The 18,530-nt window shown below is 39.5% G+C and carries 12 protein-coding genes; 4 read left to right on the top strand and 8 right to left on the bottom strand.

The annotated features are described in order from the left end of the window. The first annotated feature begins 281 nt into the window (after positions 1 to 281). Entirely contained in the window at positions 282 to 623 is a 342-nt protein-coding gene (locus LIQ05_RS13575) for a plasmid mobilization protein (protein WP_005426517.1), read from the top strand. Further along, positions 572 to 1,951, top strand: coding sequence for a relaxase/mobilization nuclease domain-containing protein (locus tag LIQ05_RS13570; protein WP_226821412.1), 1,380 nt, complete (start codon positions 572 to 574; stop codon positions 1,949 to 1,951). Before LIQ05_RS13575 ends, LIQ05_RS13570 begins: the two co-directional genes overlap by 52 nt. Positions 1,952 to 1,974: 23 nt before the next feature. Here the strand turns inward: LIQ05_RS13570 and LIQ05_RS13565 are convergent, their stop codons facing one another. Continuing rightward, positions 1,975 to 2,388, bottom strand: coding sequence for a winged helix-turn-helix domain-containing protein (locus tag LIQ05_RS13565; RefSeq protein WP_118045776.1), 414 nt, complete (start codon positions 2,386 to 2,388; stop codon positions 1,975 to 1,977). Between the two features lie 118 nt (positions 2,389 to 2,506). On the opposite strand from LIQ05_RS13565, the gene LIQ05_RS13560 reads away from it, so the two are divergent. Together LIQ05_RS13560 and LIQ05_RS13555 are read left to right on the top strand one after the other, a co-directional pair. Beyond that, positions 2,507 to 2,881: a BlaI/MecI/CopY family transcriptional regulator gene (locus LIQ05_RS13560; RefSeq protein WP_092073165.1), complete on the top strand. Its 375-nt coding sequence runs from the start codon at positions 2,507 to 2,509 to the stop codon at positions 2,879 to 2,881. A gap of 10 nt (positions 2,882 to 2,891) precedes the next feature. Next, positions 2,892 to 4,643 carry a BlaR1 family beta-lactam sensor/signal transducer gene (locus LIQ05_RS13555; protein WP_226821410.1) on the top strand — a complete coding sequence of 584 codons (1,752 nt, stop codon included), beginning with the start codon at positions 2,892 to 2,894 and terminating at the stop codon, positions 4,641 to 4,643. Positions 4,644 to 5,719: 1,076 nt separating this feature from the next. Here LIQ05_RS13555 and LIQ05_RS20360 read toward each other — a convergent pair. From LIQ05_RS20360 to LIQ05_RS13520, 7 genes are all read right to left on the bottom strand, one after another. Beyond that, a complete protein-coding gene (locus LIQ05_RS20360; RefSeq protein WP_118049814.1) occupies positions 5,720 to 6,061 on the bottom strand; it encodes a TnpV protein in 342 nt (113 codons plus the stop codon). Positions 6,062 to 7,146: 1,085 nt separating this feature from the next. Then, positions 7,147 to 7,248 (bottom strand): putative holin-like toxin, encoded by a 102-nt coding sequence (locus LIQ05_RS13545; protein ID WP_015524590.1) that lies wholly within the window; start codon positions 7,246 to 7,248, stop codon positions 7,147 to 7,149. Positions 7,249 to 7,378: 130 nt separating this feature from the next. Beyond that, positions 7,379 to 7,849 carry a helix-turn-helix domain-containing protein gene (locus LIQ05_RS13540; RefSeq protein WP_226821408.1) on the bottom strand — a complete coding sequence of 157 codons (471 nt, stop codon included), beginning with the start codon at positions 7,847 to 7,849 and terminating at the stop codon, positions 7,379 to 7,381. A 63-nt stretch (positions 7,850 to 7,912) separates the two neighbouring features. Beyond that, positions 7,913 to 14,650, bottom strand: a complete 6,738-nt coding sequence (locus LIQ05_RS13535) for a SpaA isopeptide-forming pilin-related protein (RefSeq protein WP_226821406.1) — start codon at positions 14,648 to 14,650, stop codon at positions 7,913 to 7,915. Beyond that, positions 14,640 to 16,742 carry a DNA topoisomerase 3 gene (locus LIQ05_RS13530; protein ID WP_129795753.1) on the bottom strand — a complete coding sequence of 701 codons (2,103 nt, stop codon included), beginning with the start codon at positions 16,740 to 16,742 and terminating at the stop codon, positions 14,640 to 14,642. The genes LIQ05_RS13535 and LIQ05_RS13530 overlap by 11 nt, the downstream gene beginning before the upstream one ends. Before the next feature lie 48 nt (positions 16,743 to 16,790). Then, entirely contained in the window at positions 16,791 to 18,287 is a 1,497-nt protein-coding gene (locus LIQ05_RS13525; RefSeq protein ID WP_226821404.1) for a CD1107 family mobile element protein, read from the bottom strand. Next, complete coding sequence (locus LIQ05_RS13520; protein ID WP_021652602.1) at positions 18,271 to 18,519, bottom strand: DUF4315 family protein; 249 nt, start codon at positions 18,517 to 18,519, stop codon at positions 18,271 to 18,273. The genes LIQ05_RS13525 and LIQ05_RS13520 overlap by 17 nt, the downstream gene beginning before the upstream one ends. Between the last annotated feature and the right edge of the window lie 11 nt (positions 18,520 to 18,530).

Raw genomic sequence — 18,530 nt, 5'->3', positions numbered from 1 at the left:
CACCCCAAAAGAAGCAAGCACTGCCAGTGTCATGACAACTGGCTCATTTTGTCAAATTCCCTTTCCGGTTCATTCTACCAAAATGTATCAGGGAGTATCCCTGGCCCTCTCATATTTTATAATTTCTTAATTTGACGCTTTCACCCAGTCCTGTTAAAATAACTTACAGATACATCTGTCCAAACCAACAAAAAACCAAGTACCATAACTGTCATAGCCGAACTGGTTAGACAGTTTTTTTGTACTCTTTTTTATAGAAAAAAACGAATTGGAGGATTTCAATGAGCAAACGTACCAGAATTCATCCCGTACAATTTTATTTGAATGATGACGAACAATACATTTTAGAAGAAAAATATCGTCTTTCCAGGATGAAAAGCAAATCTGCCTTTCTACGGAAAATGATCTTATATGGATTTGTATATGAAGTAGACTACTCTCATATCCGAAAAATGAATACCCTGCTGGGCAATATCAGCAGCAATTTGAATCAGATCACCCATCGTATAAACAGTACCAATACAGTTTACCCAAAGGACCTGGACGATATAAAGGAGTTAATGGAAAAAATATGGCAGTTACAAAAATCCATGGTATCAAAACAACCGTTGATAAAGCAATAGAATACATCTGCAATCCAGATAAAACTGACCAGAATCTATATATTTCTTCCTTTGCCTGCTCTCCCGAAACAGCCGTTCTTGACTTTAAATACACTTTGGATCATACACATGACTGCAGAGATCCGCACAATACAAATAAGGCATTTCATCTGATTCAGGCATTTTCCCCTGGTGAAGTTTCCTATGAAGAAGCCCATCAGATTGGCAAAAAACTTGCGGATCGCTTACTGGAGGGAAAATACTCCTATGTTCTGACAACACACACTGATAAAGGTCATGTACATAACCATTTAATTTTCTGTTCTGCAGATAACATCACTTTTTCTCATTACCATGACTGTAAAAAGAATTACTGGAAAATACGAAATCTCAGCGACACTTTATGCCAGGAACATAATCTGTCCACAATTATGCCAGATGGTAAAAAAGGAATGAAATACAATGAATGGGCTGCAAATAAATCTGAATCCAGTAAAAAAGCGCAGCTGCGAAAAGATATCAACCAGACAATCCGAATTGTTTCCACTTACTCAGAATTTCTTGCATTTATGGAAGCTAAAGGATATGAAATAAAAAACGCAGAATTTGGCGAAAACAGCAGAAAATACATTACCTTTCGTTCTCCCGATATGTCCCGTCCAGTGCGTGGAAGTGCTAAATCTTTAGGAAAAAATTTTACTAAAGAACGTATCAAAGAACGCATTGAAAATAAACGTCAGAAAGCTATTTTTCCTTCTGTTCATAACAAATTAATAGATACCAATGCTCCCAATATAGCAGGAAACATTGGGCTTCAGAAATGGGCAAATAAGGAAAATTTAAAAATTGTCTCTGCTGAATATAACAAGATGCTCACACATAATCTACATAATTTTTCAGAACTTGAAGACCGCATAGCCTTGTTACATATGCAGCAAAAAGAGGTAAATACCTCTGTTGTTTCTCTCGAGTCTCAGATACGTCATCTTCGAGAAATGCTAAAATATGCCAAACAATATCAGAAAAATAAAATTTACGATGACCATTATAAAAGCTCCAAAGATCCGGATCGTTATTTCCGTAAATATGAATCTCAAATTATTCTTTTCGCTGGTGCTGAACATATTTTACAGGAAAATGGTATAGACCTGAAACATCTTAATTCCAATAAGTTACAAGAGCAACTTTCAGATCTTATTTCCAGAAAGGAATCACTAAATACTCAATACGTTTCTTTTAAGCAAGAAATAAAAGAGTTGGAATTGATACATCAAAACCTGTCCAAATATCTCAAACAGGATGCTCCTGAAATACAAAGATCTTCTCATAACCAACTCCCTTCTTTGTAAAACCATAATAATAGGCAGCGATTTCACTCGCTGCCTAAATTCCCATTAAACCGATATCCTACACCTCGTACTGTTTGTATATATAATGGTTGTCCAGGATCATCTTCTATTTTTTCTCTGATATTGCAGATATGTCGCATGACCACATTATAATCACCGGAATAAGGTTCATTCCATACCAGATCATAAACCATTTCTTTTCCAAATATTCTACCTGGACTTTTCGCTAAAAGAAGTAAAATATCATATTCATATTTTGAAAGATGAACATCACTATCATTCTTTTTAACAATTCGTTCCTGTAGATATATTTTTAATTCTCCAAACCTTATAATTTCCGGTATGAATTGGTTTTTATGTTCCCAGCTAGTCAATATGTTTTCACTTATGCTTCCATTAGCATCTGTGATTCTCTCAATAATTTCTACCTTTTTCACCTTTATTGCCTCTACATTATTAATTTTATATTCTATATATCATCTGCCATTTGACTTTTTTCTTCTACAAGTAATATAATATATTTATTACATATGTAGGATTTAGCAGGAGGATTTTATTATGTCACTACCCCAGATTTCAGAAGCCGAATTTGAAGTTATGAAAATTGTATGGAAATATGCTCCCATCAATACAAATGAAATTACAGAAAAACTTACTCTAACTACCAGCTGGAGTCCAAAAACAATTCAAACTCTTATCAAGAGACTTGTTTCCAAAAAAGCTCTTTCCTACGAAAAACAAAGCCGGGTATTTGTCTATACTCCATTAGTCCAAGAAGATGAATATATACGCCAGGAAAGCAATTCTTTTTTAAAGCGATATTATAATGGAAATCTTTCTTCTATGCTGGCTTCTTACCTTGAAGACGATAAGCTCTCTTCAACAGAAATTGATAACTTACGCCATTTATTATCAAAACATCAGAAATAGGAGGTTTTGAATGAGCAACTGGATCATCCACTTTTTAATCAGTAATATCTTCATATGTATTTTTACACTTGTAATAATCGGAACAAAAAAACTTCTGAAAAAATATTTATCTGCGGCTACACAGTACCATCTCTGTTTTCTTTTATTTTTATTACTTGCCGTGCCATTTTTTCCTGTACAGATTCATGGCTCACAACTTTTTTCATGGTTACATTTTTTTCAAACTGACTCAGGACTTAACTCTGGTACCGACACGCTATCCGAACTTACCAGTAATACACAAAATATTTTGTTAAACCAGGTGAATGATTTTTCAGTTTCCATCAGTAGTCAATTTTCTGGAGGCTTGAATACCATACTCTTTCTAATATGGATAACGGGTGTTATGATTATGTCAGTCCTCACCCTTCATTCATTAAACTATGTACGTTCCATAAAAAGATCTGCTCTCCCGCTTCAAAATCAGCAGGTAAAAACTATTTATTACAATTGTTTAAAGGAACTTAAAATCTCTCACCCAGTATCAGTCTACAGTACTGCATTTTTAAAATCACCAGTTTTAATCGGAATAATACATCCCAGGATTTACATTCCCATCCATTTAATTTCCGAACTGAATCCTGATGATATGCGTTTTATGCTGCTACACGAATTACAGCATTACCGTCACAAAGATACATTTATTGGCTTCCTCATGGTCATAAGTAATATACTCTACTGGTTTAACCCTTTTGTTTGGTACACTTTAAAAGAAATTTTCTGTGACCGTGAAATAGCCTGTGATTCTGCTGTATTGCAGATGATTTCTGCTGATGAATACCAAGCTTATGGAACTACACTGATTAATTTTGCAGAAAAAATATCCTCTTTTTCCTCTCCACTGGCAGTTGGAATGTCCGGAAATTTCAGGCAGATGAAACGACGTATTCTCAACATCGCCGTTTTTAGGAAAGAAACTCTTTATCAAAAAATGAGAGCATTGATAATTTATCTGGTCATTAGTGCTGTTTTTATTGGATGTACACCCATTTTATCCATTGATGCCTCTACTCAAAGCGTATATCATTTTAGTGATACAGACAAAAATATCTCCCTGTTAGATATATCCGAAACATTTGGAACATATGATGGATCATTTGTTTTGTATGACAATAATTTGGATTCCTGGAAAATATACGATCTTGAAGAAGCCACCAAACGTATTCCGCCAGAGTCTACCTACAAAATATACGATGCATTATTAGGGTTGGAATCCGGAATCATCACACCAGAACACTCTTCCATGACATGGAATGGTGATGCCTTTCCTTTTCCATCCTGGGAAGCTGATCAGGATTTAAACTCTGCTATGCAAAATTCCGTTAACTGGTATTTCCAGGCAATTGATTCGCAGCTCGGAATTAACAGAGTCCAGGAATTTTTGAATAAAATAGAATATGGGAACCAGACAACCAGTTCAAATCTGGATTTATACTGGTCCGATTTTTCATTAAAAATCTCGCCTTTAGAGCAAGTAACATTATTGAAAAAATTTAACACAAATGAATTCCATCTAAATTCCCAAAATGTATTTTCTGTTAAAAATGCTATAAAAATTGCCAGTACACCTAATGGTAATTTCTACGGAAAAACTGGAACCGGTCGTGTCAACGGACAGGATATCAACGGCTGGTTTATCGGATATGTAGAAACTTCCGATAACAGCTATTATTTTGCAACCAATATCCAAAGCTACTCTGTTTGCAACTTTATTCCAGGATAATAAAATTGACGTATATGGATTCCCATAAGCACCTCTTGCAAGAAACAATCCTTTTCCATCATAGTTTGCGTGTGAATCATCGGCACCAGACAGTGCGTGACTGCTTCCACCGATCCCATACTGTTCCTTGATAAAACCTGTCCTCGATCTTTCATCTTCATGAAGTAGATAAAAGGAATACGTCCTAAGCCTGCCCTGCGAATACGCTCCACCTCCTGCAATATAAGCATCAATCTCATCCTGTGTAATGAACATCGGATGTTCTTTCCAGGCAAAGCCGTCCCTAGCCTGATAAGGAATCACCTCATCCGCAAACTTCTGAAACTGCTTTGAGATATTTATAGGATTATAATGATGGAAACGCATAATAGAATGATTTTCTTCATAGGCTTCTGCCAGTGCATCCAGTCTTTCATTCAGTTCCGAAAGCCACTGGGAATCCTCCAGCTTTTCTTCCAGATAATCCGTGATCTCCGGATAGATACTGCGAAGATGTGGTAAATCCTCCTCATCGAAAACAATCTCCGCTACTCCTTCTGCCATATCCCCTTTCATATAGGCAAGAGCCTGGGCGTGTTCTTTTACTGCATTACTTCTTGCCGCATCCAATACAGACTGCGGTGCATATTCACCCTGGTCTAAAAGCTGATGGATACGTCCGCTGACATCTTCCCATGATAAAAATGCCTTATCTAAGATATGGTCTGTAACCGTATGCCCTACTGCGATCTGCATCCCGGTTTCATCAAACCAGACTGAATATTCATTTCCATCAATCTGAAAACCTTTTCCACCTTTACGGTATTCACGCTTCACAAACTCCGTATATTCCTCCGGTGTCTGTTCACTCATGAAATTATAGATGATCCGGAGCTGGCTGGCTTTCCGGTTTCCTCCTGTCCGTAAGATCTCATCGACAACTTCCTCTGGAATCGGGATTTCTCCGGCATAAAGGGCAGCTGCCCTTTTCTCGATCTGCCGTCTTTGTTCATCTGCGGTAGGATATTCGGGCAAAGATAAAGCAGAGGCGATCTCTTCCTCTGCTTTACTCAATCCATCTTCTCTTGTATCTTCGACTAACTGTATACCAATTCCGTCAAGATGCTCTCTTCCGCTGTTGCCATCAGTGCGTTCATGTGTGCTGTCCATGCCATCGGATCTGCTTCCTTGTCCGGTGCCGGATTCTTCTCCAGTAATTTCTCCATCTGGCTGTCCATTCTCTCCTGTGCTGCTTTCTCGATCTGTTCCAGATGGCTGTTCAGCTTCCCGGTCAGGAACAGGCTCTGATAAAGGCTGTTCTTGTGTTCTTTCAGAAATGTCCTCCGCAGCATCCCATATTTCCCGATCGTCACTTCTTCCTCTTCGACGGTCAGATTCGGAAACAGATAATCTCCCTTGCGATGATATGTCAATTCCATAATCGGTTCCTCCTCCATTTTCAATATTTTCTTCTTTTTTCGTTTCTGCATCCTGATATTTGGTTTCACAAATTAACGTGGTAAAGTTATTATAATTCCTTTCATTGGAATTTTCAACCTCTTTTCTCGCTTCTTCCAGAGAAATTTTATGTACGGTCTTTCCAATATCAATCAGAATACTCTCACTGAGCTGGCTTGCCGCATTTCCAAGGAAGGTGAGAACTGACAGACGGTTATAATCTGTGATATGCATGAAGTCCTCTTCTTCCAGAAGTTCCATCGGGTCAAGCCCGCATCGCCTGGAAAGCAGATAGTAAACACTGTCTGTTGCCAGCTGACGAAAATCACTGCGGATCGTCACCTCATCCAGATCTTCCAGATAAGTACCTTCTACAGCATATTCCAATCCATCCAGGTATTCCTCCAGATTGTCATTGACCATTTCCCTTGCGACCGCCATCAATGCGTCCTGCAAAGTTGCCGCATCCTTTTCTTCCAGAGCATAGACTTCTGCCAGATGGGTGAGGATCTCTTCTCTCTGGTGTTCCTGCATCTTCCAAAGATACGGGCTTCTGCCTCCGGCTACCATGTGGGTATCCGAAATATCAAACACATAACGAAGTTTGGTATTCTGCCAGGTTTCATCAAACAGGGCAATTCCTCTTGCACCACGATTTACCCAGCGTAACATCTTTTCATTCCATAGTTCCAGTGATGCACAGGCTGTTGCGTCTGGACGCTGTGCATGGATCAGAAGCTGGTCTGAAAAAGAATAACGATATAACCTTGATGCTGTGTCCATATAATCCATCCAATCCCCTGGCGAACTGCTCACTGATACGGCATGTTCCTGTACCAAGTTTCGGATGTCCTGTAGTTTAGACATTTAACTTCCCTCCTGTCAATAAAAAAACAGCCCACTCTTTTTAGAATTGGCTGCATAAAATGTACTTTACTTTTCGGAGAGAAAATGCTATATTCTAATTGAAAAGAGTAACCGCCCACAAGGTGGATGCTCCTGGATTAGGTTTTAATTTATTTTGCTCTCAAAGAGAGCTGCCTATCCTGTTGGCAGACAGGGTAGGCTATTTTTTTCGCTTGTTGTCCCTATTATCCAAATAGGCAAGCAAAGCAATCAGAAACGTACCGCCTAAGAACAATAAGCTCAAGACTTCGTATGTATCCATTCGCTCCACCTCCCTTCTTCTGTATCCCTTAACGGAATCTGAAAATCCAGGAGGTTCTTACCAACCCTGTACACGGTTACTCCAGTAATATTCTAACAGGTAACTCTCCGCAAAGCAATTCCTTTTTACTTCATACGGTTTTATATTCTGTTTTTCTCTTATTCTCTGGCCAATGCAGTTTCCATTCCAGATATTCCTCTTCTGTGATTCTTCCATCGCCCAATTTCTGCTTTTTCCCCATCCATTCCTGCAGATAAGACATTGTTTTTTTATCCCTTATTGTGATTCCAGCCATTTCACTTTCTGAATCATTTAGCAGAAACAGATGAAAAAGCCCTCTATTTTCTTCATCCATCCAGAATAAAGTTTCCATTAATTCGTCCATTGTCGCAATTCCAGGACTTAAAAAATTCCGGACATCAACTTCCAATATTTCTGCTATCCGGACAAGCGTTTCCTGCTTCGGTGTACGCTGTCCACTTTCATATTGGGCGATTCTCACATCCGCACTACTTTCCCCATATCCTAATCTGCGTCCCAATTCCTTTTGAGTTATGTTGCGAAACATACGGATTTTTCTTATTCTTGCTCCTAATTTCAATTTCTTCTCCTTTTCAAAATGGGGCTGTGCAGTAACCACAGCCCCAGAACACTATTTATATTATCATTTACGTTTTCTCTTAACTGCCACTACAGTTCCCAGGCATCCTGCTGATACAGCAAGAACCAGCACAAAAATAGCAATATTTGTGTTATCTCCTGTTTTTGGTGAACTGGATACGGAAGTCGCATCAGAACTATGGGAAACAGGAGTGCTGCCTTCCTGATTTTCTGATGTTTCTGGAGTATCTTTTTCCGGAGCTTTCTCATTTGTCAGATCCAGAGTATATTCAATCACAGGAGTACGGTCATTGACATACTCAAACTGAATTTTATGCTCTGTTTCATCAAGCTGATATCCATCCAGTGTTTTTGTTTCTTTCAGGATGTATGTGATTGCTTTTTTATACTGCCCATTCTTAAAAGTCGCAATCGGATAATTCTTTGATTCTGAATGACCGGCACTGTCTGTTACCAGAGTTTCCAGAACTTTACCTTTACTGTCACAAAGGGCAAATTCTACACCTTTCATTGGCTTCTTGGTGTCTTTATCTGTTTTATTTAAGATTACCTTGCCCATTGCCTGTTCATCTTCCATTTTGGCTCCCTGAACATCTCCGGTGTCCTTAACCTCAAATGTCACTTTATTTGCCACAATGTAACCCTTCGGTGCTGTTTCCTCCAATAATGTATAAGTACCGATTGGAAGTTTCTCTACATAATGGGGCTGATCACCAGATGTCCAGCTTTCCATAACTTCCTGGTTTTCATTAAGAATATACAGTTTAGCACCTTTTACCTCGCTGCTTCCATCTGTCATATCAATTTTACTGATCAGAATTTTTGTTGTATCATCCTGCATTTCTACTTTCTGTATATCTGCAGTATTTTCTACTACAAACGTAATGGATTCTGCAGTTGCATAACCATCAGCAGGAATTGTCTCTGTTAATGTATATTTCTTTCCAACTTCCAGTTCCTTAATGATGTGTGGTGTGCTTCCGGATGTCCACTCATCCACAACGTTTCCCTCTGAATCGGATACTTTCAGTTTTGCACCTGGTAATTCTTCCCCGGTTGTAATATCTGATTTTGTGATTTCAAAAGTAGTTGGCTCATCTTCATAAGTGAACTCAAAGGATACTTCTGCAACCTCTTCTCCCGCATAAGCAAAATCAAATTCCTTGATTTCTTCTGTTGTCACAAATCCAGCAGGAGCCTGCACTTCTTTTACATAGTAGCTGCCATTGATTGGAAGATCTGCCGTAAATACAATCCTTCCATCCTGATCCGTAGCTTTCTGCTCGATCATGGTATCTGCTTTCAGGATTACTTCGCCTTCTGCATTTAAAATATCATTCTTTGTATAAAGTGCAAATACTCCGCCTTCCAGAACACGGTCTGTATTTTTTTCTTTCTTAACTACAGTTACTTTTGCTTTCTGGCGGTTATTCTGCCAGTCCTCATCATAAGTCACAACCGGAGTATTCTGATCACGATAAGTCAGATCAACCTCTCTGATTTCTCCATCCAGAACATATCCATCCGCCGTCTCTTTTTCCTTTACATAATATTTGCCTAAAGGAAGATCTTCTGATCTTGCATATCCAAGAGCATCTGTCGTAATTGTTGCTACCAGTTCGTCCTTTTTATAATAATCACTGCTTTCCCCATCTGCAGCCTTGATATCCTCCGCTGCATAAATTTCAAAAGTAACATCTTTCAAAGAACCTGTAACATAGCCAAATGCTGCGTCCATGCCGCCTGCCAGCATATCTTTCCAGGTAACTTCTTTGACAAATTCACCTTTTTTATTGATGATGATTCGTCCAACCGGAACAGCATCCTTCATTTCTACTTTTTGAACATCTGCAGTATCAGAAACTGTAAATTTCACTTCCTCCGCCTGCAGATAACCATATGGTGCAAACTCTTCCCGAAGTGTGTAGGTTTTTCCCACATGGAGTCTTTTTATTACATGAGCTTTTCCTTTTACAGAAGTCCATTTTTCTACTTCTTTTCCGTCTGAATCCAAAACCGTCAGTGTTGCTCCGTCAAGTTCCACACCTGTTGTAATATCTGATTTCGTAAATTCAGTTGTTGTCGGCGCATTCCTAAAAACAGTTTCCAGTTTTACTGTTTTTACTTCCTGTCCCTGATATTTCGCAGTCACCTCAATCTTCTCATCCGAAGATACAAAACCATCTGGGGCTGCCAGTTCTTTCACATAATAAGTTCCAAATGGCAGATCCTGCTCAAAAACAGCTTTTCCATCTTCACCTGTTACCGCTTTTGTAAGCAGTTCGTCTGCTTTTACCAGTACCTTATCCCCTGCTTTTATATCCTCTTTTGCGTAAAGACCAAACTCTGCTCCAGAAAGCCCTTTCTCATTTTCAGCATCTTTTTTCACAACTGACATTTCTACTTTCTGGCGGTCATTTATAAACTCTGCACTCTGTGAGATCACTGGTGTATCCTGGTCTGCATAGACGAAAGAAATCTTCTGTTCTTCTTCATTTAATACAAATCCCTCCGGTGCAGTCTTTTCTACAACTTTGTATTCTCCTAGAGGCAGATTATCAAGCTCTGCTTTTCCAGATTCATCCGTTGTCAGTTCTGCAACTTTTTCACCCTTTGCATATTTCAGGATTCTTTTTCCTGTGTCATCTTTCTGGAAATCAGCTGTATAAATATCCTCTGCAGCATACACTTCATATACTGCACCGGAAAGATTCTGAACTTCATACTTAAAATCATTCTTATAGGTCGAAAGAACCTCTCCTTTTTTCTGTACAGTGAGTTTTCCTTTCACCGGATGATTCTCATATACAACTTCAATGATTGCATCACCTGATACCGGATCAGTCTGATACAGGGTATTGGTGTCCACCTGTATTTCGACATAATTTTTGTTAATGGTATAACCGTCCGGTGCTGTTACCTCTTCGATTCTATAATGACCGATTTTTAAATTCTGCGGCAGGATCAGATATCCATCTGTATCTGTGAAATAAGAGATATGTGTAACGGTTGTTGGGTATGTAGTTACCTGCTCTACATATTTTTCATGATCCATATCATAAATTTTAAACTCTGTTCCCGGAATTAGAACAGATTTTTTAGTCTCATCATCCTGTTTGATAATTTTCAGTTTTGCAGAAAATTCTTTATCCAAAAGAACTCTCCATGTCTGCGGCTCTGTTGGTTTATTCTCTGTAATCCGGACAATAAAATCATCTACAGGTTTGTAATTATGGGGTGTTGTAGTTTCTCTCACCAGATATGTTCCATATGGAATTGCAATGGATTTTACATAGCCTTTCTCATTTGTAAAAATTTCCGTTGCTCCATTTTCACCGATCACAACCGGCTCTGCAGAGGAAAAATCATAATTTCCATCCTCTTTTACCACCAAAGAAGATACCAGATATGCACTAAATCCAGCTCCGGATAGTAATGCAGCATCTGTGTCTCCATTATTGGCAGCTTTAATAAGTTCAAACGGCTGTTTCTTCACCGTTTCCAGTGAGGTACACTCTTTTTCTACAACCGCTGTCAGATCACCTTCATCACTGCATACAAGATCATATTCATGCTCGTCTGCCAGATATCCTACGGATGGGGTAATTTCCTTGATGTAATACTCTCCAAGATAAAGATTCTCTATCCTTGCTTTTCCTTCTTTATCGGTAGTTAGCGTACCAATCTGGCTTCCGGCTTTATAAATAACGCCTGTCTTTCCATCTGGATGGGTAATGTCGTTTCTTGCATAAAGTCCATACACCGCATTTTCCAGGGAAGCATCTCCCTGTGCCTTATTTTCTTTTGTCTCGGCATCTTTTTTATTCAAAAAGATTGCAGCACTGACCCTGTCATTCACAAAAGTATGACTGAAAGAAATTTTTGCCTGTTCATCATTGGTATAACTGAACTGGAAAGAATAAGTATCTTTCTCATTTCTGACATAACCAGCCGGAGCCTGGACTTCTTTTACATAATAAGAAAATCCCACTGGAAGATCTGCTTTAAATGCTGCTTTTCCATCAGTACCAGTAATTGCAGTCTCAATCAGAGCATCTTTTTTTACCGCTGCTTTTCCATCCACAGTTTTCATATCCTGCGCTGCAAACAGAGCAAAATGCCCTCCGGATAGTGTATTTTCAGTATCTTTGTCTTTCTTTATCACCTGCACCACTGCTTTCTGACGGTCATTTGTAAAGGTAGTCTCTGAGAAAGCCGCTTCTGCAGTCTGCCCTGCATAAGAAATGGTTACTTTTTTTGTTTCTTTTGCATTATAAAAATTTTCCGGGGCCTGTGCTTCTGTTACATTATAGCTTCCAAGCGGAAGATTCTTTACCGTTACAGAACCGTTCTCACCTGTGATCAGATTTTTCGCTACTTCTGCGCCTTTTTTGTAAACTGTTTTTCCACCTGCTGTTACAATATCCTCGGCAGCATATACGTTATAAACGGCTCCTTTCTGACGGCGTTTCTCATACTGGAATGAAGTTCCATTTTCATCAGATACAGCTCCTACAAAAACTTCTCCCTCTTTATAAACGGTCAGATTTCCTTTCTGCTCTTTGTCCGTTACAGTCTGTTTGGTTGTACTGCCAACTACTAATTTCACTCCATACGAAGAAGCCTGGACAACATAACCTTCCGGTGCTGTAATCTCTTTTAAGTAAACAGTATCCTGTGTCTTGGTAAGAGTTACACGTGAAGAACCATTGCTGTCTGTTGGCGGCATCTTAACAATCAGCTTTGTGCAGGCGTTATCACTATATACCCCATACACGGCTCCAGCCAGATTTTTTCCAGTATCTCCATCTTTCTTTGTAATTTCAATAACTGCTTCTTCCGGCCAGTCAACTGTAATCTGCAGGTCAGAGGAATCTGTATAGTAGCCAAAACCAATGTCCTGTGAACTCTCCAGTTTTAAAAGCATTGCATGGAAATCCAGGGGAAAATTGGAAGTGATCGCATACTTTCCTTTCAGACTGCCCATATTGGCTGTTGTAGCTACAAGATGGAATTTCTCTCCACCCTTTACAGTGACATTTCCAGATGCCGTTTTTCCTGTGGTTTCATTAACAAGGCTTACTCCGTTCTCCAGATGAATGGTAATGGTAAATGCTTCATTTGCCTTCCAGGTAAAACTTTCAGTTTCCTTTCCCGTTGCATTAACGGAAAGTCCTGGAAGAAGTTTCATTGCTGTCGGATCAGGCATTTTAGCAAGAGCTGCTTTAATCTCTTTCAGCATATTTTTAGCGGTTGTAGAAAGCGCACCTCCAAATCCGGATTCGCCATCATATAAATAGTCAACCAGGTAATGCTGCATGGCTCTTGTCTCAGAACTGCATCCATATTTTTCCATAATGGATTTTACATTATATCCATTGAATGTATGTCCCCATCCTGGACCGCCATATCCATAGAATAAGGCTTTTCTCAAATATTTATCATCTCCGCCTTCATCCAGTTCAACCATATTTTTATATGTTGTCCCACTTGGAGGTGACTGCATGGAGTGCTGCATACAATACGCATTTACTGTATAAGTCTTCCCGCCTGCTTTGTAACGAACATATTTGTAGCTGTCATTTCCACCCTGTCCCATAACTGTATCAAACGGATGAAGCTGGCCATCTGAATAATAGTAATATTTATTTGCTTCAATATTTGTTGCATCATCCCATGGAGTATCGGTTGCAAGTAACATGATACCGTTTTCTGCCTGATCCATGGAAACACTTAGATCAATGTCATCTGCTGGCATTTCAAAACTGAATTTATCCGATTCTTCGTGATAAGTCACCTCAGAATACAATAAATCTTCTGTATTCTCTGTCTGGTTTGCCTGTACTTTTGTTGTTCCTACTGCAATTAAGCTGCCTTGCGGCATATCTCCGGAAAAAACAACGGTTTCTCCTGGCTGATACTGTCCATCTTCATGGTTCAGCTCAATATGAAATTCCTCTCCACGAACAATATTTACCTGATAATTTCCATCTGCATCTTCTGTTTTCTCTGTTCCATCTGTAAAAGAGTCGTCTGTCGCCTCTGGCATTTCTTCCGGATCTGTATCTGTAATTTCTTCAAATGTGCTGTCTGTATCCGGATTATCATCTATGGCAGGTTCTTCTGTTGAAACTTCCTCAGACGGGTTTTCCGGAATTGGTGTATCTATTGGCTCTTCCTCAACCGGAATTTCTGTCGGAGTTACTTCTTCATAGATTCCATCCTCTGACGGAATTTCTACATTTACCTCATCCTGCACAGGTTCTTCACTCTCTGCAGTGCCTATGGCTGGTTCCTCGCCTTCTGCTTCATTCTCATCTTCCTGGTTGCTTACAGATTCCTGATTCTCAGATTCAGCAACCTGCACCACCGCTTCCTTTACAATCAGCTTACGATTGATCTGATAAATTGGGTGGCCACTTACTGGCTCTACATAATAAACAGCTTTGTATGTATCTTCATAATCTGTTGTAAAGTCCTGCTTTTCCTCATTTTTTGCCTCATGGAAAGTGATCTTCACCTTTTTTTCATCTGGTATTTCCAGTCCGGTAAAATCTTTCTCCACTTCAAAAATACTGCCTGTTTCCAGTTCCAGATCTTTTGCTTTTACCACCTCATCTGCATCAAGTTCATTTTTTACCTCTTCGTATAACGGTGGCTCTTCTGGCACTGGCACTACATCTGCCGCATAGGACAGTATTGGAGATAGAATTGTAGATAACACTGTAAGCATTGCCAAGAATCCCGACAAAAATCTTCTCATATTTTTTTTATTCTTCATTCTTTTTTCCTTTCTTCCGTTCCGGGAAAATCAACTGAAACTTTGGATTTCCGGTTTCTGAAACCTCCATCTTTATAGTTGCTTCATACTTCCTTTTTGTTTTCTCTGATACCAGATCTTTGAAATGCACCTGCTTCTCACTCAGCAGCTTCCTGACAGTTGCTTCATCAAGTGTTTTTCCCTGACTCTCAAAAAATCGGTTATTTTTCCATAAAGTAAAACTGCAATCACTTCCTGAACAATAATAATTTCTCTTTCCCACATAAACCTTATTGCCGCATCTTGGGCATTTTCCAATTTCTTTCCGACCATCTGAAAATAGTTTCTGGTATTCTTCCACTGGCTGTCCATTATCACTTACCAATTTGGTAACCATTTTTTCAATTTCGAAGAGAAATTCTTCTACATTTTTCTGGCCTCTGGAAATCAGTGTCAGATCATTTTCCCATTCTGCTGTAAGTTTTGGTGATTTGATCATTTCCGGAAGAATCCTGATCAGATTTCTTCCATCTGCAGTCGGTAATATCTGCTTCTTTTTACGCTCAATAAAGCCTTTCTCAATCAGTTTTTCAATAATCGCTGCCCTGGTAGCCGGAGTTCCAAGCCCTTTTCTCTCTGCGTCTTCTATCGTATCCGAACTTCCAGCGTGTTCCATGGCACTAAGGAGCGTATCCTCCGTATAATGTTTCGGCGGTGCTGTAAAATGTTCACTAAATTTTACAACAACACATTCAAATACCTGTCCTATTTTTATATCTGGAAAATCACTTTCCTCCTCTTCTGGCTTTTCTGCATTTTTCCCATATGATTTAAAGAACCGTTCTTCCACTTCTTTCCATCCATATTGGAGAACATTCTTTCCAGATGCAGTAAACAGTTCTCCATGACAGGAAATTTCAGTCTTAATACTCTCATATATGTATTCCTGTTCCGATGCACATAATAACTTTGATGCAATCAGCATAAGAATTTCTTTTTCTCCACCCGGAAGTGCTTTTAAATCCGTGTTTGCAATTTCTACCGTTGGTATAATTGCATGATGATCTGATACCTTTTTGCTGTTTAAAAGTCTTTTTATCTCTGGTTCCGAACCCTTCATTGATATTTCTGGAAATACTCTATTTACCGCATCAATAACCAAAAACGCATTTTCTTCCATATCATCTGTAAGATATTGGCTATCCGTCCTTGGATACGTCACCAGTTTCTTCTCATAAAGGCTTTGGGTATAGTCCAAGGTTTGCTGTGCCGTAAATCCAAGAAGACGATTTGCTTCCCTCTGTAATGTGGTCAGATCATATAATTTCGGCGGCTGTACCTTTTTCTTCTCTTTCTTTACTGAAAGAATCTGTGCAGTTTCATCCTTCATATCCTCCATCATCTGAACGGCAGCACTTTTCTCTTTTATCCGGTTGCTTACAGCATCCAATCCATCCATCAGAAGATGAACCAGATAATACTTCTCTTTCTGGAAGTTCTCGATGCTCTTTTCCCGTTCCACCAGCATTGCAAGTGTAGGTGTCTGCACCCGACCTACAATCAACCGATGGTGATACAGCACCGTAAACAGTCTGGTGGCATTAATTCCCACCAGCCAGTCTGCTTCACTTCTCGCCACCGCAGAATAATAAAGATTATCATATTCATGTCCATCTTTCATCTGCTGAAATCCTTCCAGAATTGCTTTTTCCTCCATGGAAGAAATCCACAGTCTTTTAAAGGGAAGTTTACATTCTGCCTGGTTATATACCAGACGGAAAATCAACTCCCCTTCTCTTCCTGCATCTGTTGCACATATAACTTCTGTGATATCTGCTCTGTGAAGCAGTTCCTTTAAAACCCGAAACTGCCCTTTGGTACTTTCTTTAATCTGATATTTCCAATTCTCCGGAATCATGGGAAGTGTCTCATATTTCCATGCTTTCCAGTCATCCCGGTACTGATCCGCACTAGCCAGTTCAATCAAATGCCCAATACACCAGGAAACCAGATACTCTTTTCCTTCCAGGTAGCCATCTTTTACGTTTGTGGCATGAAGCACCTTCGCAATGTTTCTGGCTACGCTGGGTTTTTCCGCAATTACAAGCTGCAATTTTCAATCTCCTTTCTGCACCTATCGCTGTAATTAAGTGAAACAAAGTTATTCCTCTGATTCTTCGTCTTCTACTTCACCTTCCATTTCATATTCTTCTAATTCTTCATCATCCTCACGAATTGTATCTTCCTCCTCATCGTCGTCCTCGTCCTCTTCATAATCAAAAGAAGTATTTCTTCCTTTCATAAATTTCCAATAATAGTAAGCACCACAAACTCCTGCCAGAACCAGCAGCATTAATAAAATCGTGCCGGAATTATTGCTTTTCTTCTCAGGTTCTTCCTTTTCTTCCGGTATGATCGTAACTTCTGGTTCCGGTGTCTCTGTGATCTTCTCTGTTTCAAGTGGCAGTGCGGATTCTGCAATAGCCTGGTTCTGTGGAAGTGTGACCATGTTGGTATCCGTAAAGTTCAACAGATCATTTTCGCCTACCTCTGTAAGAAGATAAACATTTTCATCCGTTTTATCCTTATCTACGATCAGATAAAAAACCTTATCACTTTTTGTCTTGATCGTATAAAATTCCTTTCCCCCTTTGTCCTGAACTGTTCCTGTTGACATGCCGGAAGCAGAACTTTCTCCCTGCACCCGTCCGGTATCTGCTTCTGTAGCCGTTTCATTTCCTGTGTTTTCTGGTTCTGTTGGTGCAGTAGCAGTCTCATTCGTTGTCTGATGTTCCGTTACGGTTGCCGTAGCACTGGTGGGCTTACTTGCAGTTCCATCGGCTGGCAAAGAAGCTGCATTTTGCTCCGTTCCGGAAACCTCTGTATTCTCTTTTACTGCATCTGGATTTTCATAATAAGGGTTTCCTACTTTATAGATCTCTGACATATTTCCTGCTTTGTCTTTTGCCTGCAGGGTAAAGTATTCATAGGAAGTATCCGCTTTTTGCAAACGGACATTTAATGTATTATTCGTCAGTTCTGTGAATTCATTTCCATTGACATACAAAGCAGCAATTCCCGATTCCGCATCAACTCCCTGCACGATCAGTATCCCATTCTTCGCAGCCGCAATAATAGTTGGTTTGGTTTTATCAAAACACTCTATGTAACGATTCTGCTCATAAGTATTTCCATTCTGATCGGTAACTCTCACATAAATACTACAATTAGAAGAGATGGATACTTCCATATTTCCGGTTATGTCTGACCATCCTCCATTTTCTGAAAGTCTTGCTTCTACTTTTGCAATAGAAAAAGCACCTGTATTCTTTGTATCTTCCACTTGAATTTTTACGGTTGCCGTATCTGTCTGCCAGCCTTCGGGTTCTGTAAAGGTAATCCCTACTTCCGGTGTTTCCGTCACATCATTTCCTGCATCTTCCTGTGCCTGTTCCACTAGATCTGCAAGAATTTCAGCTTCTGATTCATCTGAAAAATCAACATCTTCCGGGCTGCTTTCTTCTGATGATTCCACTTCTACATTATCTGCCCATACAGTCAGACTTCCGGGCGAACTATAAAAGAAAGCTCCTGCCGGAAGTCCTGCTAACGTAGCTGCGGTTAAAAATACAGCTGCTCTTTTATGAAATTTCTTCATTTTCTGTCTGCTCCTTTTCTCTGGTTTCCAATATCTTTTTTTGTTCCTCCTTGCTGATATCAATCATTAACTGAAGTTCCTCTGCGGAAACTCCATTGCTTCGGATAATTTTCAGATACTCCATATCCTCTGCCTGTTTCTTCTGTTCTTCCAGATCCCTTGCTTTTTTCTGTAGCTTTTCAATCTTAACGTAGGTTCTTGCAAGTTCTTCTTTTATTCGTTCAATGTTCAAATACGCCCCTC

The sequence above is a fragment of the Blautia glucerasea genome, from assembly GCF_020537505.1.
Taxonomy (GTDB): Bacteria; Bacillota; Clostridia; order Lachnospirales; family Lachnospiraceae; genus Blautia_A.
This window is presented reverse-complemented; position numbering and strand designations above follow the sequence as displayed.